19 protein-coding genes and 1 riboswitch are annotated in these 21455 nt (G+C 72.1%); of the genes, 3 read left to right on the forward strand and 16 right to left on the reverse strand.

Annotated elements, in window-relative coordinates:
• Nucleotides 1–17: 17 nt before the first annotated feature.
• A complete protein-coding gene (locus tag DEJ50_RS05085; RefSeq protein WP_150206317.1) occupies nucleotides 18–1058 on the reverse strand; it encodes a M23 family metallopeptidase in 1041 nt (346 codons plus the stop codon).
• A gap of 4 nt (nucleotides 1059–1062) precedes the next feature.
• Nucleotides 1063–1287, reverse strand: a riboswitch (cyclic di-AMP (ydaO/yuaA leader).
• A gap of 217 nt (nucleotides 1288–1504) precedes the next feature.
• Between DEJ50_RS05085 and DEJ50_RS05090 the strand changes: the two genes are divergently transcribed.
• Nucleotides 1505–2311, forward strand: coding sequence for a tyrosine-protein phosphatase (locus DEJ50_RS05090; RefSeq protein WP_150206319.1), 807 nt, complete (start codon nucleotides 1505–1507; stop codon nucleotides 2309–2311).
• A 23-nt stretch (nucleotides 2312–2334) separates the two neighbouring features.
• Here the strand turns inward: DEJ50_RS05090 and DEJ50_RS05095 are convergent, their stop codons facing one another.
• From DEJ50_RS05095 to DEJ50_RS05165, 15 genes are all read right to left on the reverse strand, one after another.
• Nucleotides 2335–3717 carry an aspartate aminotransferase family protein gene (locus tag DEJ50_RS05095; RefSeq protein ID WP_150206321.1) on the reverse strand — a complete coding sequence of 461 codons (1383 nt, stop codon included), beginning with the start codon at nucleotides 3715–3717 and terminating at the stop codon, nucleotides 2335–2337.
• A complete protein-coding gene (gene hpnH, locus DEJ50_RS05100; RefSeq protein WP_150206323.1) occupies nucleotides 3714–4742 on the reverse strand; it encodes an adenosyl-hopene transferase HpnH in 1029 nt (342 codons plus the stop codon). Before hpnH ends, DEJ50_RS05095 begins: the two co-directional genes overlap by 4 nt.
• 5 nt (nucleotides 4743–4747) lie before the next feature.
• Nucleotides 4748–5404, reverse strand: coding sequence for a 1-hydroxy-2-methyl-2-butenyl 4-diphosphate reductase (locus DEJ50_RS05105; protein ID WP_150206325.1), 657 nt, complete (start codon nucleotides 5402–5404; stop codon nucleotides 4748–4750).
• Nucleotides 5404–7662, reverse strand: coding sequence for a squalene--hopene cyclase (gene shc / locus DEJ50_RS05110; protein WP_223837606.1), 2259 nt, complete (start codon nucleotides 7660–7662; stop codon nucleotides 5404–5406). The genes DEJ50_RS05105 and shc overlap by 1 nt, the downstream gene beginning before the upstream one ends.
• A gap of 125 nt (nucleotides 7663–7787) precedes the next feature.
• Nucleotides 7788–8906 (reverse strand): polyprenyl synthetase family protein, encoded by a 1119-nt coding sequence (locus DEJ50_RS05115; RefSeq protein ID WP_223837607.1) that lies wholly within the window; start codon nucleotides 8904–8906, stop codon nucleotides 7788–7790.
• Nucleotides 8903–10279 (reverse strand): hydroxysqualene dehydroxylase HpnE, encoded by a 1377-nt coding sequence (hpnE, locus tag DEJ50_RS05120; RefSeq protein WP_150206329.1) that lies wholly within the window; start codon nucleotides 10277–10279, stop codon nucleotides 8903–8905. Before hpnE ends, DEJ50_RS05115 begins: the two co-directional genes overlap by 4 nt.
• Before the next feature lie 160 nt (nucleotides 10280–10439).
• Entirely contained in the window at nucleotides 10440–11414 is a 975-nt protein-coding gene (hpnD, locus tag DEJ50_RS05125; RefSeq protein ID WP_150206331.1) for a presqualene diphosphate synthase HpnD, read from the reverse strand.
• Entirely contained in the window at nucleotides 11411–12325 is a 915-nt protein-coding gene (hpnC, locus tag DEJ50_RS05130; RefSeq protein WP_150211920.1) for a squalene synthase HpnC, read from the reverse strand. The genes hpnD and hpnC overlap by 4 nt, the downstream gene beginning before the upstream one ends.
• Nucleotides 12326–12633: 308 nt before the next feature.
• Nucleotides 12634–13413 (reverse strand): ABC transporter ATP-binding protein, encoded by a 780-nt coding sequence (locus tag DEJ50_RS05135; protein ID WP_150206332.1) that lies wholly within the window; start codon nucleotides 13411–13413, stop codon nucleotides 12634–12636.
• Entirely contained in the window at nucleotides 13406–14335 is a 930-nt protein-coding gene (locus DEJ50_RS05140; protein WP_150206334.1) for an ABC transporter permease, read from the reverse strand. The genes DEJ50_RS05135 and DEJ50_RS05140 overlap by 8 nt, the downstream gene beginning before the upstream one ends.
• Before the next feature lie 98 nt (nucleotides 14336–14433).
• The gene (locus DEJ50_RS05145) at nucleotides 14434–15315 is read right to left on the reverse strand and encodes a glycosyltransferase family 2 protein (protein WP_150211921.1); all 882 of its coding nucleotides are present in this window, start codon (nucleotides 15313–15315) and stop codon (nucleotides 14434–14436) included.
• A gap of 8 nt (nucleotides 15316–15323) precedes the next feature.
• On the reverse strand, nucleotides 15324–16103 hold the full coding sequence (locus DEJ50_RS05150; RefSeq protein WP_150206336.1) for a CDP-alcohol phosphatidyltransferase family protein: 780 nt from the start codon (nucleotides 16101–16103) through the stop codon (nucleotides 15324–15326).
• The gene (locus DEJ50_RS05155) at nucleotides 16081–17142 is read right to left on the reverse strand and encodes an iron-containing alcohol dehydrogenase family protein (protein WP_150206338.1); all 1062 of its coding nucleotides are present in this window, start codon (nucleotides 17140–17142) and stop codon (nucleotides 16081–16083) included. Before DEJ50_RS05155 ends, DEJ50_RS05150 begins: the two co-directional genes overlap by 23 nt.
• Nucleotides 17130–17882 (reverse strand): sugar phosphate nucleotidyltransferase, encoded by a 753-nt coding sequence (locus tag DEJ50_RS05160; protein ID WP_150206340.1) that lies wholly within the window; start codon nucleotides 17880–17882, stop codon nucleotides 17130–17132. Before DEJ50_RS05160 ends, DEJ50_RS05155 begins: the two co-directional genes overlap by 13 nt.
• On the reverse strand, nucleotides 17879–19684 hold the full coding sequence (locus DEJ50_RS05165) for a DUF5941 domain-containing protein (protein WP_150206342.1): 1806 nt from the start codon (nucleotides 19682–19684) through the stop codon (nucleotides 17879–17881). The genes DEJ50_RS05160 and DEJ50_RS05165 overlap by 4 nt, the downstream gene beginning before the upstream one ends.
• 105 nt (nucleotides 19685–19789) lie before the next feature.
• Between DEJ50_RS05165 and DEJ50_RS05170 the strand changes: the two genes are divergently transcribed.
• The gene (locus tag DEJ50_RS05170; RefSeq protein ID WP_150206344.1) at nucleotides 19790–19975 is read left to right on the forward strand and encodes a hypothetical protein; all 186 of its coding nucleotides are present in this window, start codon (nucleotides 19790–19792) and stop codon (nucleotides 19973–19975) included.
• Between the two features lie 71 nt (nucleotides 19976–20046).
• On the forward strand, nucleotides 20047–21333 hold the full coding sequence (locus DEJ50_RS05175; RefSeq protein WP_150206345.1) for a GNAT family N-acetyltransferase: 1287 nt from the start codon (nucleotides 20047–20049) through the stop codon (nucleotides 21331–21333).
• Nucleotides 21334–21455 lie beyond the last annotated feature (122 nt).

Here is a 21455-nt window from a genome sequence, read left to right on the forward strand (position 1 = left end):
TGACGGACCGCGGTCCGTCAGACGCTCACGCCCTTGGAGCGGAGGTAGTTGAGCGGGTTGATGTCCGAGCCGTAGTTCTGCCCGGTGCGGATCTCGAAGTGCAGGTGCGGGCCGGTGGAGTTGCCGGTGGAACCGACGAGGCCCACCTGCGCGCCGGCGGTGACGCTCTGGCCGACCGACACCGAGAGCTGCGACATGTGGCCGTACTGCGAGTAGTGGCCGTCGGCGTGCTTGATGATGACCTCGTTGCCGTACGAACCGGCCCAGCCGGCCGAGACCACGGTGCCGGCGCCGACCGCCTTGACGCTGGTGCCGGCCCGCGCGGCGAAGTCCACGCCGGTGTGGGTGCCGCTGGACCACATGGCACCGCTGGCCCCGTACGGCGTGTTGACGCGGGCGATGACCGGGGCGACGAAGCCGCCGGCGGTGGCCGCACCGGAGGACTTCGCATCGGCGGCGGAGTTCGCGGCCGGGGCGGACTCCTGCTCCGGCGCCGGGGCCGGGGCGGCCTGCTCGGGAGCGGCCTGCTGCTCGGGGGCGGCCTCGGCAGGCTGCTCCGGCGCGGGGGCGGCCTCGGCGGGCTGCTCCTGGGCGGCGGGGGCCTCCGCGGGCTGCTCCGACCCGGCGGGAGCCTCGGCCGCACCCTGGCCCGGGGCCCCGACGGTCAGCTTCAGACCCGGGTGGATCAGCGACGGGTCGGAACCGACCGCCTCGCGGTTGTCGGCGTAGAGCTGCTCCCATCCGCCGCCGAGCTGCCGGTCCTGGGCGATGTCCGAGAGGCAGTCGCCGGAGACCACGGTGTAGACGGAGGGAACCTGCTGGACCGCCTTGGGTGCGGCGGGCATCGCCAGGGACTGGATCTGCGCCTGGACGGCCACCCGGGCGGCGCTCTGGGCCTGCAGCGCGGCCGGGACCTGGGCGGCGGGGAGTTCGGCGGCGTTGGCGCCGGTGGCACCCAGCAGCGGAAGCGCGAGGGCGGCGCCACCGGTGCCGGCCGCGACGAAACCGCGGGCGATCGGGCTGGACTTGGGGCGGCGGTGCTTACCCGTTCCGGGCATGGCGAATTCCTCTCCGTCGCCTGCGAGGTGAGCTGTCGGGTTCGGACTGGAGATGTCCGGCCGTACGCCGGATGTACATCGCGTGCACATCGGGTGTACGACTTCACCCCGAGCCGTCCCGGAAGAAAGATCCGGAACAGCGGCTTACCTGGTTCCCCCGCTCCTGCCGCGCACGTGAATGGTCGGGTGCGGTTTTCCGGGTAGCGGCAGGATTCGGCGTTCCACCCGGATCGGTCGTGACCGTATTCCAATTCGGGTGCACAGAACAAGCCATGAATTTGCGGAAGGAATCATGGAAGTGATGGATCACCGGAATTCCGGTCACCCTCTGTCCATTCCGGATCGGCAACACCCGTTCCGGCAAGGCAATTCGAAGACGCCGGGCCGCCACTCAACGTCACCGTATGATCCTGCTCACGAGGCATCACCGACCCGGAGGAGTTCCCGTGACGCAGCAGATACCCCACCCTTCGTCCACTGGGCCCGAACTGTCCGGTGTGCGCAACTTCCGTGATGTGGGCGGTTTGTCGACCACGGATGGGCGGCGGGTCAGATCGGGAGTTCTGTTCCGAAGCGGACATCTCGCACATGCCACCGAAACCGACGCAGAGTTTCTCGACTCGCTCGGCCTGCACACCATCTTCGACTTCCGGAATTCCGCCGACCACGCCCTGGAGGGCCCCGACGTCACCTTGACCGGCGTCCGGAATGTCAGCATTCCGCTCTCCGACCCGGCGGACGGCAAGCAGTTCTGGAAGATGGTCCGCGACGGCGACCTCGGCCAACTCCGGGAACTGCTGGGCGAAGGCCGGGCCGCCGACCGGATGAGCCACTCCTACCGGCGGATGATCCGGACCCGCACCGCCGAGCAGAGCCGGGTGGTGCACGCCCTGGCCGAGGACAGCGTGCCGGCCCTGATGCACTGCGCGGCCGGAAAGGACCGCGCCGGGCTCACCATCGCGGTCACCCTGCTCGCGCTCGGCGTGGAACGCGAGGCGATCCTGGCGGACTACCTGGAGTCCAATGCCCCGCACCGCCGCTACCGGATCCGCCGCAGCGGCGAGTCCGCGGAAGCCCGCTCCCCCGAGGTGATGGAGCTGCTCGCGCCGCTGTTCGACGCCCGCGCCGAGTACCTGGAGGCCGCCTTCGACACCATCACCGAGACCTGGGGCGGTGTGCCGGCCTACCTCGCCGAGGGCCTCGGGCTCAGCCCCGAGACCCTCGACCGCCTGCGCTCACGACTCCTCCTCTAGGAGGTGTCCGAAGCAGGCCGCCGTCAGCGGTCGGCGACGGCCTGCTTCACCAGCGTCCGGCCGAAGTCCCACATCAGACCGCCGCCCCCGTGCGCCTCGTCCATGACCGCACGGAAGGCGGTCACGAACCGGTCCACGTCCTGCTCGTCCACGACCAGCGGCGGGATCAGCTTGATCACCTCCAGGTGGTCCCCGGAGACCTGAGTGAGGATCCGGTGCCGTTGCAGCAGCGGCACCACCACCATCTGCGCGAACAGACCCTTGCGAGCCGCCTGCAGCATGGCCCACCGGCTGCGCAGGCCCAGCGAGGACGGCCGGCCGAACTCGATGCCGACCATCAGCCCCCGCCCGCGCACCTCGTGCAGCAGCTCGTACTCGTCCACCAGCGCGGCCAGCCGCCCCCGCAGCAGGTCCCCCATCGCCCGGGCACGGGCCACCAGCTGCTCCTGCTCCAGGACCGACAGGACCGCCAGCCCCGCCGCCATGGCCTGTGCGTTGGAGCCGAAGCTGGCCGAGTGGACCAGCACCCGGTCCATGGAGGAGTAGACCTTCTTGAAGATCCAGTCCTTGCCGAGGGTCGCCCCGACCGGCACATAGCCGCCCGACAGGGCCTTGGCCACGCAGACCAGATCGGGCTCTACGCCCGGTTCGTTCTGGTACGCATAGAAATCGCCGGTACGCCCGAGCCCGGTCTGCACCTCGTCCGCGATGAGCAGCGCCTTGTGCCGGTGGAGCAGTTCCTGGGCCGCCCGCAGGAAGCCGGGCGGGGTCGCGTGCACCCCCTTGCCCTGGATGGGCTCCACCACGAAGGCCGCCACATCGCCCTTGCGCAGTTCCCGCTCCAGTGCGCCGAGGTCGCCGAGCGGGACCGCGGTGTCCGGCAGCAGGGGCGCGAAGCCCTCGCGGAAACCGTTCTCGCCGTTGACCGAGAGGGAGCCGGCGGTGAGCCCGTGGAAGGCGTGGGCGCAGTACAGGACCCTGGGCCGGCCGGTGGCGTACCGGGCGAACTTCAGCGCGGTCTCCACGGCCTCGGTTCCGCTGTTGCCGAAGAACACCCGGTCCAGGTGCGGGCTGTACGCGAGGAGTTTCTCGGCGAGCAGCCCGGGCAGCGGCTGGCAGTCGAACCGGGTCAGATCGGCCAGCTGGGCGTCCAGGACGTCGTGCAGGGCCTGCCGTACGACGGGGTGGTGCCGGCCCAGGCCCATCACCCCGAACCCGGCGAGCATGTCGAGGTGGTCGTTTCCCTCGGCGTCCCAGAAGTGCGCGCCCTCGGCCCGTACGTAGACCTTGTCGAAGCCGATGGTGTGCAGCATCCGGGGCAGCTGGTGGTTGAGGTGGCGGGCGTGCAGTTCGTACCGTTCCGCTCCCCGCTCGGCCAGCAGGGCCCGGAGGTCGAAATCGGTCACGGCCTCTCCCGGTTCCCCGAGACCGTTTCGCGGGCGGCGCGCAGGGACTCCTTGAGCGATCCCATGGTGGCGAGGACGGCGGTCGGCTCGTACCCGCAGTGCGCCATGCAGTTGGCGCAGCGCGGGTCCTTTCCGCGGCCGTACTGCTCCCAGTCGGTGTCCTCGATGAGTTCCCGGTACGTCGGCACGTACCCGTCGCTCATCAGATAGCAGGGCCGCTGCCAGCCGAACAGCGAGTAATTCGGAATGGCCCAGGCGGTGCACGGGAAATCCGCCCTGCCTTCGAGGAAGTCCAGGAAGAGCGGGGAGTGGTTGAGCCGCCAGCGCCGCCGGTTGCCACCTGCGAAGGCCTTGCGGAAGAGTTCCCGGGTCTGTTCGACGCCGAGGAAGTGTTCCTGGTCGGGGGCCTTTTCGTAGGCGTAGGCGGGCGAGATCATCATCTCGTCCACGCGCAGGTCGTCGTTGAGGTAGTTGAGTACCTCGATGACGGTCTGCGGGGTGTCGGTATTGAAGAAGGTCGAGTTGGTGGTGACCCGGAAGCCGCGCTTCTTGGCTTCCTTGATGGCCGCCACCGCCTCGTCGAAAACGCCTTCCTTGGCGACCGATGCGTCGTGCCGTTCCCGGAGGCCGTCGATGTGGACGGCGAAGGCGAAGTACGGGGAGGGGGTGAAGTCCTCGATCTTCTTGCGGAGCAGCAGCGCATTGGTGCAGAGGAAGACGTACTTCCGCCGGGCCACCAATTGGCGCACGATCTCGTCGATCTGCGGATGCATCAGCGGCTCACCGCCGGCGATGGAGACCATGGGCGCGCCGGATTCCAGGACGGCGCCGACCGCCTGGGCGACCGGCATCCGCTGCTTGAGCACCCCGGCAGGGTGCTGGATCTTGCCGCAGCCCTCGCACTTCAGGTTGCAGGCGAAGAGGGGTTCCAGCTCGACGATGAGGGGGAACTTCTCGCGCTTGCGGAGCTTCTGTTCGAAGAGATAGGTCCCGACCCTGATGGACTGTCGCAGCGGCATGGCCATCTGGCTCACCTCCTGGGGAGCAGCGAAGAATGGTGCCAATCGAAGAATGCGGGCAACACGGCACGGAGAACACGGAAGGCCGATATTCCACCGCGGACCGTGCCGATACGGACGAGCTCGTGCTCCGGAGCGTCCACGATCACCCGGACGGCGGCAACCGGTGGCCCGTCGGCCGTCTTCCGGTGCCGGTCCGCGGCCCAGAGGGTGGCGGCGGATTCCATGTCGACCGCGATGGCCCCTTCGGCCCGCAGCTCCGCGCGTTCGTGGCCGCGTACGACGTGGTCGGAGCCGGTGAGAAGGCCCGTGTGGACGGTCCGGCCGGGCAGCAGCCGGGCCAGTGCCCCGGCGAGCGGCCCGGTGCCGGCGCAGCGCACGGTGCCGCGGGGGTCGCGGGTGGCCTCGGCCACCACCAGGTCCCCGGGGTGCATGCCGGGGACCAGGCCGGCGCAGAACCCGGTGGCGACCACGGCCGCCCCGGCCATGCCGGGGCGGGCCAGTGCCCGGTCCACCGCGCGCTCGGCGGCGCGCGGTCCCATGCCGGTGCGGATCACGGTGACCGGGCCGGGCGAGGGCCCGGCCCGCTCCACCGGGCCCAGGGCCAGGCGTTCGATCCCGAGGGCGCAGGCGACGAGCAGCGGCGGTCCCGGCCGGCCGGGGGGCATCAGCTGCCTCCGGGCCGGGCCGGTACGGCCCGGCCGCCGGTCTCGAACGGGTCCCCGTACAGGTACCGGCCGAGGGCGGTGAGCGGGAACACCAGCCGGTACAGGTGGTAGTTGATGGAGAAGTCCCAGGGGAATCCGGTGCCGGTGAAGTACGGCTCGTCCCAGCTGCCGTCCGGCCGCTGGGTGTCCACCAGGTGGGCGATGCCGCGCTCCACCGCCTTGCCCTCGCGTTCGCCGGCCGCGAGCAGGGCGAGCAGGGCCCAGGCGGTCTGCGAGGGGGTGGAGGCACCGCGGCCGGCCCACCGGGCCGGGTCCCGGTAGGACCGCTGGTCCTCGCCCCAGCCGCCGTCGTCGTTCTGTACGGATTCCAGCCAGGCCACCGCCCGCCGGACCGCCGGGTGCGAGGCGGGGATCCCGGCGGCGGTCAGGGCCGGCACCACCGAGCCGGTGCCGTAGACGTAGTTGGTGCCCCAGCGGCCGAACCAGGAGCCGTTGGACTCCTGTTCGCGGAGCAGCCAGGCGATGCCGCGCCAGGTGCGGGGGTCGCCCGCCCGGCCCTCGGCGGCGAGCATCTCCACCACGTGCGCGGTGACATCGGCCGAGGGCGGGTCGATGACCTCGCCGAAATCGCAGAACGGCAGCCGGTTGGGGAAGGGGCTGGTGTTGTCGGCGTCGAAGGCGGCCCAGGCCCCGCTCTTGGACTGCATGCCGAGGGTCCAGGACACCCCGCGGGCGATGGCCCCCTCCACCCCGGCCTGGTCGGGATGGCCGATCCGGCGCAGGGCGAGGACGACCTCGGCGGTGTCGTCGACGTCGGGGTAGGTGTCGTTGTGGAACTCGAAGGCCCAGCCGCCGGGGGCGAGTCCGGGGCGTTGCACCGCCCAGTCCCCGGTACGGGCGATCTCCTCGCCGAGCATCCAGTCCGCGGCCCGGACCAGCGCCGGGTGGTCGGGCCGCAGTCCCGCATCGGCCAGGGCGATGGCGGCCAGGCAGGTGTCCCACACCGGCGACTGGCAGGCCTCGATCATCCGGGCCCCGTCCTCGCGCCAGACGGCGAACCGGTCGAGGGAGGCCAGCCCGGCCTGCATCACCGGATGTCCGAGGTCGTACCCGAGCAGGTGCAGGGCGATGAGGGAGTACACCGCGGGCGGCTGGATCCCGCCCCAGCAGCCGTCGTTCTCCTGCCGCTCGATGATCCAGCGGGCGGCGGAGTCCATGGCCGCCTTCCGCAGCCGCCTCGGGGCCACCTTGTGGTACAGGTGCAGGGCCTTGTCCATGCGCTGGAAGGCGCCCTCCCAACTGGTCACCGGGGCGAGCGGTCCGGCCGGGTGGGGGTTGCGGGCGTCGGTGTGCAGCTCGTCGAGCGGGAAGGGGGCCGGCCGGACCGGGCGCTTGGCCGAGACCACGGTCAGCGGCACGATGGTCTGCCGGGCCCAGCAGCCGAAGTCGTAGATGTTGAGCGGCACCCACGGGGGCAGGAAGACCAGCTCGGGCGGCAGTTGGGGCAGGTGGTCCCAGCTCCACCAGCCGAACAGGGCCAGCCAGATGCGGGTGAAGACCCGGGCGCCGGCGAGGCCCCCGTGCGCCCGGATCCAGGCGGAGGCGCGGGCCATGTGCGGGGCGTCCGGCTCGTCCCCGGCGAGCCGCAGGGCGACGTACGCCTCGATGGTGGCGGAGAGTTCGGGCGGGCCGCCGTGGAAGGTGGCCCAGGTGCCGTCCTCGTTCTGCTCGCCGCGGATGAAGCGGGCGGCGGCGCGGGTGACGGCCTCGTCCCGGATCCCGAGGAACTGCCTCAGCAGCAGGTCTTCGGCGTCCATGGTGACGTTGGTCTGGAGGTCGCCCTTCCACCATCCGTCCGGGTGCTGACGGGCGAGCAGGTGCTCGGTGGCCCGGGCGGCGGCCTCCTCGGCGGGGCTGCGCCGGGTCCGCCCGGCGTCGGTGCCGCCCCGCACCACGGCCCCGGCCGACGCCGCCACGGCCGTTGACCCGGCCTCCCCGCCGGGCCCCGCCGGGGCGAAGCCGACGGGCCGGGCGGTTCTGCCCTGCCCCGGCTCGGCCGCGGCCACCCCGCCGTCCGCAGTCCCCGGCTCGCCGACCAAGGCGGCCTCGGGCCCCACAGGGGCGAAGCCGGCCGGCCGGGCCGGGGCCGCCGGGCTCCCGGCCGGGCCTGGCGGGATGTCGCGGAGCAGCTCGGCTCCGGTTCCGCTGTCCGGTTCGCCGCCCGGGAGGCCGGCCGAACCGTCCGTCGTCGCTGTCATGGCTTCCCCTTCGTGCAGTGGTTTCTGCTGTGCTGGGGTCTGCCGTCGGCCGGCGCGGCCCGACAGGGAGCTGTCGGGCCGGGCCGGCCGGCGACGGGCGGGTCATATCCGCTTGAGCGTGGCGTTCACCTCTTGCGTACGACGACGAAGTCGGCCAGGGCCACGAGCTGTTCGCGGACCCGCTGCGGCATGTCCACCTCGCTCAGGGCCTGCACGGCGACGGCGTGCTGGCGGCGCGCCTCCTCGGCGGTCCAGGTCCGGCCGCCCGCCTGCTCGATCAGGGCGGCGCGGTGGGCGAACTCCTCCTCCGAGAAGTTCGCGAAGTCGCTGCTCTTGGCGTCCGCGGCGAGCAGTTCGGCCAGTTCGGCCGAGGCCGGGCCGCCGGCCGCCAGGGCCGCGACCACGGGCAGGGACTTCTTGCGCTGCCGCAGGTCGCTCCAGGTCTGCTTGCCGGTGGAGTCCGGGTCGCCCCAGATCCCGAGCAGGTCGTCGATGGCCTGGAAGGCGAGGCCGAGGTGGTAGCCGTACTCCTCCAGCTTGTCGGCGGTACGGTCGTCCGCGCCGCCGAGCACCGCGCCGATGGAGACCGCGCAGGCGAGCAGGGCACCGGTCTTGTTGCCCTCCATCTCCAGGCATTCCTCGACGGTGACGCTCTCGCGGTGCTCGTAGGAGATGTCCTGGGCCTGCCCGTCAATGAGCTTGCGGCTGGCGGTGGTCAGCCGGCGGGTGGCGCGGCCCGCCTCGACCGTGCCGAGTTCCAGCAGCACCTCGTTGGCGAGGGCGAACAGTGCGTCGCCGACCAGGATGGCCTGGGCCGGGCCGTGCACCTTCCACACCGTGTCGCGGTGCCGGCGCTGCTCGTCGCCGTCCATCAGGTCGTCGTGCAGCAGCGAGAAGTTGTGTACGAGCTCCACGGCGACGGCGCCGGGGATGCCGACCTCGGCCGGGGCCCCCGCGGCCTCCGCGGACAGCAGGGCGAGCGCGGGGCGCACGGCCTTGCCGCCGTCCCCGTCCGCCGGATTGCCCTGGGCGTCGATCCAGCCGAAGTGATAGGCGGCGACGGTGTCCATGGGCGGTGCGAGCCGGTCGACGGCCGCGCGGAGCACGGGCGTCGAGAGCGTACGGCCGCGCTCCAGCAGCGCGAGCGTGTCCGCCTTCTCGACGTTGCCCGTGTGGTTCCCCGGGTTCACTGGCTCTCCTCTGGTTCCTGTACGTGCTGTGCCGGTGGTGCTGGTGAGGGTCATGCCGCCTCCTGCAGGGGGTTCTCGCGGGGGCGGCCGAGTGCGGCGAGCGCGGCGTGGGCCGCGGTGATGCCGCTCCGGACGGCGCCTTCCATCGTCGCGGGCCAGCCGGTCGCCGTCCACGACCCCGCGAGGTAGAAACCGGGCGCGTCGGTGCGGGCGGCGGGCCGCAGCCGTCCGACTCCGGGGGTCGGGGCGAAGGTGGCCGTCCGCTCCCGGGTGACGAAGAAGTCGCGGACCTTGGCGCCGCGCGCGGCCGGGAGCAGCCGCTCCAGTTCGGGCAGGTACTTCTCGCGGAGCACCGTGACGGGCTCGTCGATGTCCTGCTGGGCGGCCGACTGGGAGAGGGCGAGGTACTGTCCGCCGTCGGTGAGCCCGGAGGCCTCGGTGCGGTCGAACACCCACTGCACCGGGGAGCCCAGGGCTGCGAAGAAGGGCTGCCGGAGCACCTTGCGGTCGTAGACGACGTGCACGTTGAGGATGGGTGCGGTGTCGATGTCGAGGAGCTTGTCGCGGTCGTCGAGGACACCCTGCGGGAGCAGTCCGTGGGCCTCGCCCTGGGGTACGGCGAGGACCACGGTGGCCGCGTGCAGGCTTTCGTCCGCGGTGTCGACCCGCCAGTTCCCCTCCTCGGTACGGGAGACGGCGGTGACCCGGGTGCGCAGTTCGGTGCGCACCCCGGCCGCGTCCAGGGCCTTGCGGGCCAGGGTGTCGTGGAGGTCGCCGAGCGGGACCCGGGCCCAGCCGATGTCCGCGGCGCCGCGTTCGGACAGCAGGCCGGTCTTGAACACCATGGCGGCGAGGCCCAGGGAGGACCGGTCGGCGGTGGCGTTGAGGGTGGCGATGCCGACGAGGTCCCAGAGGGCCTCGATGGCGCGGGCGGACTGGCCGTAGCGGCCGAGCCAGGTCCCGAAGTCGATCCCGTCCAGGGCCGGGTCGGCGGGGTCGAGCCGGCGCAGTGCGAGGGCGGCCCGGCCGACGGCGACGCGTTCGGCCGGCGACAGGTGCGGGTAACAGGCGAGCGCGCCGGCCAGGTGCAGCGGCACCGGGAGTGCGCCGCGCCGCAGCCGTCCCAGCCGGGGTCCCTTGGCGTGGCCCACGTCGAGCACGGGCACGTCGAGCCGGTCCTGGATCGGGGCCAGCTCGGTGCCGTCGATCCGGTCCAGGAACCACCGGTAGGCGGTGCAGCAGCGCAGGTAGACGTGTTGGCCGTTGTCGACGGTGAGGTCGCCGCGCCGGAAGGAGAAGGCGAGGCCGCCGAGCCGGGGCCGGCCCTCGAGCAGGGTGACCCGGAGGCCGGCATCGGCGAGTTCGAGTGCGGCGGTGACGCCGGCGAGTCCGCCGCCGACGACCACGGCGGTGTTCTGCGCGGTCATGAGCCCTCCCTGTCGGGCCGCTGGTACGTGTCCCGGCCGCTGCTGCTGTGGGCGTGGCCCGGCCGGTAGGACGCGCCCGCCCGCGCGGGGGTTGCCTCCGGGCCGGGCCCGGCCGGGTGCGCCCCGCCGGGGCGGCGCGCGTGTGCTGCGCAGTATGGCGTCACAGGGGCCGCCTTCTGGTGCTCTGGCGGGAGACGGTGCGCGCGTCGAGTCCGGAGAGGCCCCGGACCGCGACGTACGCCTTCTCGCGGGCCGGGAGCGAGACGCGCCCGCGCAGCACGGCGTACGGTTCGCGTTCGATGCGGTCCAGCAGGCGGCGGTAGATCCCGGCCATGGCGGCCACGCAGGCGCCGCTGCGCCGGTCGAGCATCGGCAGCAGCCGGTAGCCCTCGACGAACAGGGCCCGGGCGCGCCGGACTTCGTGGTGGACCAGGCCGGGGAAGTCGGATCCGGCGGGGGCCCGGCCGGATCCGAAGCCCTCGGCGCAGCCGAACTTGGCGAGGTCCTCGGCGGGCAGGTAGGTACGGCCGTTGCCGGCGTCCTCGCGGACGTCGCGGAGGATGTTGGTGAGTTGGAGGGCGAGGCCCAGCGTGTCGGCGTATTCGGGGGCGCGTGCCGCCTCGTGCGCGCCGAGGCCCGTGGAGTTCACGGTGCCGAACACGCCGAGCGAGAGCCGGCCGATGGCCCCGGCCACGCACCGGCAGTAGGCCTTGAGGTCGTCCCAGGTCTCGTAGCTCTCGCCGCGGACGTCCATCAGGACTCCGTCGATCAGTTCGTCGAGGCCTTCGAGGGGGATCGGGAAGCGGCGGGAGGCGTGGGCGAGGGCGACGGCGACCGGGTCGGTGTCGTCTTCCGCCACGGCACCCTCGCGGATCCGGCCGAGCACCGCCCGGGTCTCCTCCAGCCGGGTCAGCTTGGCCTCGGGCGGGAGCGTGCCGTCGCCGATGTCGTCGACGCGCCGGGAGAACGCGTACAGCGCCGACATCGCCTGCCGCTTGTCGGTCGGCAGCAGCCTGATGCCGTACGCGAAGTTCCGCGCCTGCGCGCCGGTGACGGCCTCGCAGTAGCTGTAGGCGGCGAGTACCGGCGCGGTGGGGACGGTGGCGTGCGAGGGGCCCTCCACGGTCGGGCTCACCCCTTTCTCGATGCTGTGCGCAGGACGGCGGCCACCTCGCGGAGCAGGCCGGTCTTGGTGGGCTTGGGCGGTCCGGGGAGTACGTCGAAACCGGCGGCCGAGATCGCTCTCAGAGCGGCGCGCCCTCCTCCCGTGAAGCCGGCGAGCAGCAGCCGGAGTCTGCCGTGCACGCTGCCGACGAGCGGGGTGCCGTCGTCCAGCAGCTGCCGGGCGCGTTCGGCCTCGTACGCGATGAGGCTGCGCACCGCCGCGCCGGCGGTCGGGGCCGCCAGGTCGGCCTCGGTGACGTGGAAGCGGTCCATGTCCCGGGCGGGCAGGTAGATCCGGTCGCGGCCGAGGTCCTCGGCGACGTCCTGGAGGTGTTCGACGATCTGCAGGGCGGTGCAGATCTCGTCGGAGCGGCGGATCCGCTCGGGGGTGGCCGTGCCGGTGATCGACAGCACCAGGCGGCCGACCGGGTTGGCGGAGAGTTCGCAGTAGGCGAGCAGGTCCTGGTGAGTGGCGTAGCGGGTGACCCGCTGGTCCTGCCGGTTGGCCTCGATGAGGCCGAGGAACGGTTCGGGGGTCAGGGCGTGGGCGCGGACCACCGGTTGCAGGGCCTGGAGCAGGGGGTGGCGGGGGGTGCCGGTGAAGACCCGCCGCAGGTCGGCCTCGAAGGCGTCGAGCAGGGCGAGCCGGTCCTCGACGGCCGGGTCGAGGCCGAGGAGGGCGGCGTCGTGGCCGCCGGGGGCGAGGTCGCCGTCGCCGATGTCGTCGACGAGGCGGGCGTAGCCGTAGACGGCGGTGAGTCCGTCGCGCCAGGCGCGCGGCAGGAAGGCGGGGGCCACGGGGAAGTTCTCTGCGGCGGCCTTGTCGAGGGTGGCTCGGGTGTGCGCGCGGTGAGGGACCTGCGGGTCGGCGCCGGGCCGGATGCCGGTTCCCGGGGTCACCGCCCGCCGCCAGCGGCGGGGACGGCCGGTCCGCCCGGGGGGCGGGGAATTCCCGTAGCCATTGCCGTCACATCTCCCGTTCTACACTGCCGACCCAATACATCCTATTTCGGACACGCCGCCGGAGTTTTCGTCCATAGATGCCGTGTTTTCAGGACCGGTCCAGCTTACGTTGTACAACGCCGGGGCGGGCTGGCGGGTGTACGCGGCGTGACGGGATGTCGCGGCGGCCCGCACGGCAAGGCCCCCGCCACAGCTGCGGCGGGGGCCTTGCCGGGTCACGGCACCGGCTAGCGGCCGGTCTCCTTCTCGTACGCGGCGACGACTTCCTCGGTGGGGCCGTCCATCAGCAGTTCGCCCTTTTCCAGCCACAGGACCCGGTCGCAGGTGTCCCGGATCGACTTGTTGCTGTGGCTGACCAGGAAGACGGTGCCGGCTTCCTTGCGCAGTTCGCGGATCCGTTCCTCGGAGCGGATCTGGAACTTGCGGTCACCGGTGGCCAGCGCCTCGTCGATCATCAGCACGTCGTGGTTCTTCGCCGCGGCGATGGAGAACCGCAGGCGCGCCGCCATGCCGGAGGAGTAGGTGCGCATCGGCAGGGAGATGAAGTCGCCCTTCTCGTTGATGCCCGAGAAGTCGACGATGCCCTGGTAGCGCTCCCGGATCTCCTCGCGGGACATGCCCATGGCGAGGCCGCCCAGCATGACGTTGCGCTCACCGGTCAGGTCGTTCATCAGCGCGGCGTTCACGCCGAGCAGTGAGGGCTGCCCGTCGGTGTAGACCTTGCCCGACTCGGTGGGCAGCAGACCGGCGATGGCCCGCAGCAGGGTGGACTTGCCGGAGCCGTTGGAGCCGATCAGGCCGATGGCCTCGCCCCGGTAGGCGGTGAAGGAGACCCCGCGGACGGCGTGCACCCGGCGGACGCCGGGGGTGTCGCCCTTGCGGCGGACTATTCTGCTGAGCGCCGCCGTGGCCGCGCCCTTGCCTCCGCCACCGGTGTTGACCCGGTAGACGATGTGGACGTCATCGGCGATGACTGTGGGGATCCGCCCCTGCGAAGTGTCAGCCACGGCCGTAACGCTCCTCAGCCTTCCAGAAGTAGATGAACCCGCCGAGGCCGATCACCACGGCCCAGCCGACGGCGAAGGCCCAGACGTGCGGCGGCAGGTTCTGCGAACCGTAGTCGTCGATCAGGGCGAACCGGACGAGGTCCATGTAGATGGCCGCCGGGTTCCACAGCAGCACGTCGCTGATCCACTGCGGCTTGTCCTTGAGGTAGGCCGCGATCGGGAACATCACGCCGGATGCGTACATCCAGGTACGGGTGATGAACGGCATCAGCTGGGCGAGGTCGGGGGTCTTGGCGCCCATCCGCGCGAAGATCATCGCCAGGCCGGTGTTGAAGACGAACTGGAGCGCCAGCGTCGGGATGACCAGCAGCCAGGACAGCTTCGGGTAGTTGCCGAAGGACACCGCGATGATGAAGACGACGATCATCGAGTACATCAGCTGCTGGAGCTGCTGCAGCGAGAACGAGATCGGCAGGGTGGCCCGCGGGAAGTGCAGGGCCCGCACCAGCCCCAGGTTCCCCGAGATCGAGCGGACGCCCGCCATCAGGGAGCTCTGGGTGAAGGTGAAGACGAAGATGCCCATCATCAGGAACGGCACGTAGGTGCCCGAGGGCATCTCCTTGCCCGCGCCGAGGATCACCCCGAAGATCAGCCAGTAGACCGCCGCGTTCAGCAGCGGGGTGGCCACCTGCCAGACCTGGCCGAGCTTGGCCTGGCTGTACTGCGCCATCAGCTTGGCCCGCGAGAAGGCCATGATGAAGTGGCGCCGGCCCCAGATCTGCCGCACGTACTCGGCGAGCCCGGGACGGGCCCCGCTCACCGAGAGCCCGTACTTGGTGGCGAGCTGCGCAGGGCTCAGCCCTGCGTCGGCGGACGGCGGCGTGCTCGTGACGAGGGCACCGTCGTGGGTTGTGTCACTCACAAGTTGAAACTTTCGTCTTCAAGATGCGGCAGGTCGGGCGTCGGGCTCTAGAGGCACCGGCTCCGGGTACGACGCCCATGGTCCCAGAGCCGATCGTGTCAGACGACGGGCGGTCGGCCCAGCCGGGTCAGCAGCCATACGGTGCGCCACTTGATCGGACGCCGGGGGCCACCGGAATTCTTCCAGCCTTCCCGGAAGCCGCCGATCCAGGCCTGCAGCGCCGTCCTGGCGGGACGGCGGAGCAGGGTGAGCACCACCCACACGGCGAGGTACAGCGGGATCAGGAGGACCGGCAGGTTGCGGCGGGCCAGCCACACCCGGTTGCGGGCCACCAGCCGGTGGTACTCCGTGTGCCGGGAGGGCGAGGTGGCCGGGTGCAGCAGCACCATGTCGGCCCGGTAGTCGACCATCCAGCCGGCGTCCAGGGCCCGCCAGGCCAGGTCGGTCTCCTCGTGGGCGTAGAAGAACTCGTCCGGCAGGCCTCCGACCTGCTGGAACACCGCGGTCCGGACGACGTTGGCGCCGCCCAGGAAGGTGGTGACCCGGGAGGAGCGCATCGGGTCGGAGCGGCCCAGCCGCGGGACGTGCCGGCGCTGGGTGGAGCCCGTCTCCGGATCGGCGATCCGGAAGCTGATGATCCCGAGCCCGGGGTCGGCGGCGAAGGCCTGCCGGCTGAGCTCGGCGGTGTCGGTGCGCTCCAGCAGCCCGTCGTCGTCCAGGAACAGCAGGGCGTCCACATCGCGGCCACCGGGACCGAAGGCCTCGATGCCCACGTTCCGGCCGGCCGGGATGCCCACGTTCTCCGGGAGCTCGACCGTACGGAGTCCGCCGGGCAGCTCGGGCAGCCCGTCCAGCTTCACGCCCTGGCAGACCACGACCACCTCGATCGGGTCCCCGTCCTGCCGGGCCACCGAGTCCAGGAGCGCCTTGAGCTCCGCGGGCCGGGTGCCCATGGTGATGACGACGGCGCCCAGCCGCATCGGCGCCGTCACTTGAGCCTGCTGGAGGCGAGGACGGACACCAGGTGCAGCACGGTCTGGAGCAGCGCGATGCCCGCGAGGACGGCGACGCCGAGCCGCGACCAGTACAGGTCGCCGCGCATCTGGTCCAGGACGGCCAGCACCAGGATCAGCAGGGAGGCCTCGATACCGAGGATCAGCCGGTGGAACTTGAGCGCGGCGGCGGCCCGGCGGGCCAGCGCCATGCCGGAGGAGCGCGGCTCGGCGGCGGCTTCCTGGACCGGCGGCAGCCCGCCCTGGGCCCGGGCGACACCGACGAGGTCGGTCTCGGCCTTGATCAGGATCGCGCCGAGCGCCGCGAGGGTGCCCAGGAAGGCCCACAGCCAGTCCACCCGGCCGGTGCCCCACAGGTCGGCGGCCCGCAGGCCGAAGCCGACCAGCACCGCCGCGTCACAGAGGTAGGCGCCGACCCGGTCCAGGTACACCCCGGACAGCGAGTACTGCTTCTTCCAGCGGGCGAGCTCCCCGTCGACGCAGTCGAGCAGCAGGTAGAGCTGGACGAAGACCACGCCGAGCACGGCACCCCAGATGCCCGGCACCAGCAGGGCCGGGGCGGCCAGCACACCGGCCAGGGTCATCAGGTAGGTCAGCTGGTTGGGCGTGACCTTGGTGCCCGCCAGCAGGCGGGTGATCCGCAGGGAGACCTCGCGCATGTACAGGCGCCCGCCCCAGTGCTCGCCACTGCGCCGGTCCTTCACGCCCGCGGGGTGAACGACGGGACGGAGTTCAGCTACTGATGGTTTTGGCATAGTCGGCGTACGCGTCCCTGATATCGGCTACGGACAGGTTGAGGTGCTCCAGGACGGTGAAGCGTCCCGGACGGGTCTGCGGGGCGTACTCGACGGCCGCGACGAACTCGTCCACGCTGAACCCGATCTCCTCGGGCAGCACGGGCAGTCCGTGGGTGCGCAGCACCTCCACGAAGAGCCCGGACTGCTCCCGGGACCCGCGCAGGTGCATGGCGAAGGCGGCGCCGAGGCCCACCTGCTCGCCGTGGAGCGCGGAGCGCCCCGGGTAGAGCAGGTCGAAGGCGTGGCTGATCTCGTGGCAGGCACCCGATGCGGGGCGGGTGTCGCCGCTGATCGACATGGCGATCCCGGTGAGGACCAGGGCCTCGGAGAGGACCGTGAGGAACTCGTCGTCGCCGCAGCCCCCGGGGTGGCGCAGCACGGACTCGCCGGCGGTGCGGGCCATGGCGGCGGCCAGGCCGTCCACGGACTCCCCGGTGACCCGGTGCGAGAGCTCCCAGTCGGCGATGGCCGAGATGTTGGAGATCGCGTCGCCGATGCCGGCCCGGATGAACCGGACGGGGGCCTCGCGGATCACGTCCAGGTCGATGACCATGGCGATCGGCGTGGGGACTCCGTAGGAACCGCGCCCGTTGTCGTTGTCCAGGATGGACACGGGCGAGCAGATCCCGTCGTGCGAGAGGTTGGTGGCGACCGCCACCATCGGCAGCCCGACCCGCGCCGCGGCGTACTTCGCCACGTCGATGATCTTGCCGCCGCCCAGTCCCACCACGGCGTCGTAGCGGCGGCCCTTTATGTCGTCGGCGAGCTTGACCGCCGAGTCGATGGTGCCGTCGACGACCGGGTACCAGTCGGCGTGCGGCAGGGCCGGCTCCAGCCGGGCGCGGAGCGCCTGGCCGGAACCGCCGCTGATCGCGACCGCCAGCTTGCCGGACGCGGAGATCCGCTGGTCGGCGAGGATGCCGTCCAGCTTGTCCATCGCCCCGCAGCTGATGTCGACGACGACCGGGGAGGGAATGAGCCTCGTCAGTACTGGCATGCGATCGTCCGGCCCTTGGCGAGGTCGTCGTGGTTGTCGATCTCGACCCACTTGACGTCGCCGATGGGGGCCACGTCGACCGTGAAGCCGTCGTTGACGAGCTGCTGGTAGCCGTCCTCGTAGTAGAGGTCGGGGTCGCGCTCGAAGGTGGTCTTCAGCGCGTCCGCGAGGGCCTCGGCGGCCTCGGGCTCGATCAGGGTGACGCCGATGTACTCGCCGGTCGCGGTGGCCGGGTCCATCAGCTTGGTGATCTTCTGGACGCCCTTGCCGTCGGCCGTGATGACCTTCATCTCCTCGTCGGCCAGGTTCTTGACCGTGTCGAGGGCGAGGATGATCTTCTGGCCGTTGCCGCGGGCGGCGAGCAGCGTCTTCTCGACCGAGACCGGGTGGACGGTGTCGCCGTTGGCGAGGATCACGCCCTGCTTGAGGACCTCACGCGCGCACCACAGGGAGTAGGCGTTGTTCCACTCCTCGGCCTTGTCGTTGTCGATCAGCGTCAGCTTGAGGCCGTACTTGGCCTCCAGGGCGGCCTTGCGCTCGTACACCGCCTCCTTGCGGTAGCCGACGACGATCGCGGCCTCGGTGAGGCCGACCTCGGCGAAGTTGCCCAGGGTCAGGTCGAGGACCGTGAGGCTGTCCTCCTGGCCCTCGGGGCCGACGGGCACGAGGGCCTTGGGCAGGGTGTCGGTGTACGGACGCAGACGGCGTCCGGCACCGGCAGCGAGGACAAGGCCGATCATGCGGGTTCTCCTTCGTCGTGTACGGCGGGTGCTCCGGCGGAGACCCAGAAGCGGATGCTCTCCACAAGCACCACGAGTGCCACGAACGCGGCCATGGCCGTGAGCGCGACGGGGAAGTCCGTGTTGCGCGCGAGGACGGCCGCCAGGGCCACGGTCACCAGGACCCGGCCTTCATGGCCGCCGATCGTCCGCACCAGCCAGTGCGGGGGCGCGCCGGTGCCACCGCGAATGCGGTACACCGTGTCGTAGTGATGGTAGGCGACCGCCGCGACCAGTCCGAATGCCGCGGGAAGGGCCCCGGGGACCTCGGCCTTGGCGGCCAGGATCAGGACGGTGCCGTATTCGGCGGCGCGGAACAGCGGCGGCAGCAGCCAGTCCAGGGGGGCCTTCAGCGGGTGGGCGACGGCCGCACCGCTGGTGAGCACGTACAGGGCGACGGGCAGCAGCAGCATCGGGTCCCCGTACGGCACCGCCCACGCGGCGCCGAGCAGGAACAGCACCGATCCCAGGCCCGCCGTCATCAGCGCGGGGGTGGAGCGGCGGGTGATCCTTCCCATGCCCGCGGCGACCAGCTCGCCCAGCGGGCCGGTGTCGGCCAGGTCGGCAAGGGCCCGGGCGGCCCGGTCGGTGCGCTGCGCCTTGCGGGTCAGCGAGCGCAGCACGCGGCCGGCGGTGGTGTACAGCGCCCCGAAGGCGCAGCCGATCAACAGGGCGTAGAAGGTGATCCGGGGGGTGGTGAAGGCGGTGAAGACCGCGATCATCGCCCAGCGCTCGCCGATCGGGAGGATGATCATCCGGCGGACCCAGACCGTCCAGCCCACGCTGTCGAGCCGGTCGGAGAGGGCGGCGGTGGGGCTTGTGTTGGCGGTGGCGTCGTGGTTGGCCTCGTTGAAGGAGAAGTCCACCACATGCCGGCAGGTCATGAGGATCATCGCGCCGAGGGCCAGCGCCCACACGTCGTCCCCGTTGCGGGCGGCGCCCAGCGCCAGGCCGGCGTAGAAGGCGTACTCCTTGGCCCGGTCGAAGGTGGCGTCCAGCCAGGCGCCCATCGTCGAGTACTGCAGGGAGTAACGGGCCAGCTGCCCGTCGGTGCAGTCCAGCACGAAGGAGACCAGCAGCAGCACCCCGGCCACGACGTAGCCCCAGCGGTCGCCGGTGGCCGCGCAGCCGGCCGCGACCAGGGCGGTGAGCAGCGAGGCGGTGGTGACCTGGTTGGGGGTCAGGCCGCGGCGGGCGCACCAGCGGGCGATGTAGCGGGAGTACGGGCTGATGAAGAAGGTGGTGAAGAACCCGTCGCGGGACTTCACGGCGGTGCGCAGGCGGACCGCCTCGTCGTCCACGGCGGCCACCGCGGCGAGGGCCTCGGCGCGCTCCTGCCCGGCGGCGGGGACGGCGGCCACCAGGGTGCCGAGCTCCGGCCGCTGCACGGTGGTGCCCGCCGCCTCCAGTGCGCCGGCCAGTTCCGCGGGGGCGGTGGCGGTGGCGGTTGCGGGTACGGTGACCCGGGTCACGGCCCGGTCCAGGGCGGCGCGGGCGGCCGGCTGGACCGAGAGCGCGCCGGTCACGGCACAGGCGTCGAAGCGCGGGTCGGTGAGGGCCAGCCGCAGGGCGTGGAGGTGCCCGACGAAGCCGCTGTCGACCACGGCGACCCGCTGGTCGACGGGGACGGCGGCCAGCGCGGCGGCAAGGCCGGCCGGTTCGGGCGCCGACCTGACCTCGAAGCCGAGGGTGCGGAGGTCGCCTTCGAGCGGTGATCCGGGAACCGGCAGGCCGGTGAGGATGGCGGTCGGCGACGAACTCACTCCTTGAAACGGGCGCCCTCGTGGGGGCCGCGGCACGTCGGCAGAGGCTATCCGATGAATGGAAGCCGGGGTTCACCCCCCGTTCACACCCGGATCCTCGGCCGCTTGATCATCATCGACGATCCCGGCGACCGATCACAAACCGCCTGGATGTTAAGGTGGGCCCAAGTGTTTCCATGTGCCGACTTGGGCTGGAAAGAGGTGGGGTTGATGACCGTCGCAGTGATCGCTGCCGTGCGCAGCGACATCCGGTACATCCCCGACTTCCTCCGGGCACCCGGCCAGGCCTGATCACTCTCTGTCGACCCTGTCGACTCCTTCGATCCGGCTCGTCGGCCGGGACCCCCGTTCAAGGGTTCACGTTGACCGACACCGATCTTCACCACGCATTCTTCACGCTGCACCGCGGCCTGCCCCGGCAGGGTCCGGGCTCCGATGCGACCACCCGCCGTCTCCTCGAACTGGCGGGCCCCCTTCCCGAGCGCCCGCGCATCCTCGACCTCGGCTGCGGTCCCGGCCGCTCCGCGCTGCTGCTCGCCGCCGAGGCGGGCGGCCACGGCGCCGCCTCCGCCGCCGAGGTGACCGCCGTCGACCTGTACGAGGGCTTCCTCGACGAGCTGCGCGGGGCCGCGGCGGCGCGCGGGCTCACCGGCCGGATCCACCCCGTCCGCGCCGACATGGGGAAGCTCCCCCTCCAGGACTTCCCGGACGGCTCCTTCGACCTGGTGTGGGCGGAGAGCTCCGCCTACGCCATCGGCTTCGACACCGCGCTCGCGGAGTGGAAGCGGCTGCTCGCCCCCGGCGGCACCCTGGTGCTGACCGAGTGCGAGTGGACGGCCGAGGAGCCGTCCGCCGCGGCCCGGGCCTTCTGGGACCGGCACTACCCGCTGCGCTCCGGCGCCCGGAACCTGGCGGCCGTACAGTCCGCCGGCTACCGGGTGCTCGGGGTGCTGCCGCAGCCCGAGTCCGACTGGGCCGAGTACTACGGCCCGCTGGGCGAGCGGGCCGACGCGGCGGACCCGTCCGCTCCGGGCATGGCGGAGGCACTGGCCGTGACCCGCGAGGAGATCGCCGTACGTGCCCGGCACGGGCACGAGTACGGGTACACCGGCTATGTGCTGCGCCCGGTCACCGCCGGGGACGACGGCCGCTGGCCGGCCCGGCCGGAGACCGCCGCGGACCGGGCCGCCGTCCGGGCCGTCAACCTGGCGGCCTTCGGGACCCCGGCCGAGGCGGACCTGGTGGACGCGCTGCGCACCGACGCGTCCTGGCTGCCGGGCCTGTCGTACGTCGCCGAGGGCCCGGACGGCTCGGTCGCGGCACACGCCCTGCTGACCCGCTGCACGGTGGACGGGGTGCCGGCGCTCGCGCTGGCGCCGGTGGCCGCCGACCCGGCACTCCAGCGCTCCGGCGCGGGCAGTGCCGTCGTACGGGCCCTGCTGGCGGCGGCGCGCGAGCGCGGCGAGGGCCTGGTGCTGGTGCTGGGGCACCCGGAGTACTACCCGCGGTTCGGCTTCGTGCCGGCCTCGCGGTACGGGATCCGGGCGCCGTTCCCGGTACCGGACGAGGCCATGATGGCGCTGGTCCTGAACGGTTCCGTACCGGTCCCGGCGGGCACCATCGGCTATCCGGCGCCGTTCGGCGTCTGATCCCGTCCGGCTGACCGTCCGCTGACAGTCCGCTGACCGTCCGTCCCCTGCCACCGGCTCATAGCACGGGGTGGGGGACGGACATGCACGGATGAGCGAAGTGCGGACAAGCCTGATTTGTG

The organism is Streptomyces venezuelae (assembly GCF_008642295.1).
Lineage (GTDB): Bacteria > Actinomycetota > Actinomycetes > Streptomycetales > Streptomycetaceae > Streptomyces > Streptomyces venezuelae_C.

Coding starts and splice junctions, on each gene's coding strand:
- DEJ50_RS05145 (WP_150211921.1), bottom strand. CDS start 15,315: ATGCGGCTGGGCGCCGTCGTCATCACCATGGGCACCCGGCCCGCGGAG.
- DEJ50_RS05105 (WP_150206325.1), bottom strand. CDS start 5,404: ATGCCCCCCGGCCGGCCGGGACCGCCGCTGCTCGTCGCCTGCGCCCTC.
- shc (WP_223837606.1), bottom strand. CDS start 7,662: ATGACAGCGACGACGGACGGTTCGGCCGGCCTCCCGGGCGGCGAACCG.
- DEJ50_RS05150 (WP_150206336.1), bottom strand. CDS start 16,103: ATGCCAAAACCATCAGTAGCTGAACTCCGTCCCGTCGTTCACCCCGCG.
- DEJ50_RS05160 (WP_150206340.1), bottom strand. CDS start 17,882: ATGATCGGCCTTGTCCTCGCTGCCGGTGCCGGACGCCGTCTGCGTCCG.
- DEJ50_RS05115 (WP_223837607.1), bottom strand. CDS start 8,906: ATGACCCTCACCAGCACCACCGGCACAGCACGTACAGGAACCAGAGGA.
- DEJ50_RS05085 (WP_150206317.1), bottom strand. CDS start 1,058: ATGCCCGGAACGGGTAAGCACCGCCGCCCCAAGTCCAGCCCGATCGCC.
- hpnE (WP_150206329.1), bottom strand. CDS start 10,279: ATGACCGCGCAGAACACCGCCGTGGTCGTCGGCGGCGGACTCGCCGGC.
- DEJ50_RS05155 (WP_150206338.1), bottom strand. CDS start 17,142: ATGCCAGTACTGACGAGGCTCATTCCCTCCCCGGTCGTCGTCGACATC.
- hpnH (WP_150206323.1), bottom strand. CDS start 4,742: ATGGCCATGCCGCTGCGACAGTCCATCAGGGTCGGGACCTATCTCTTC.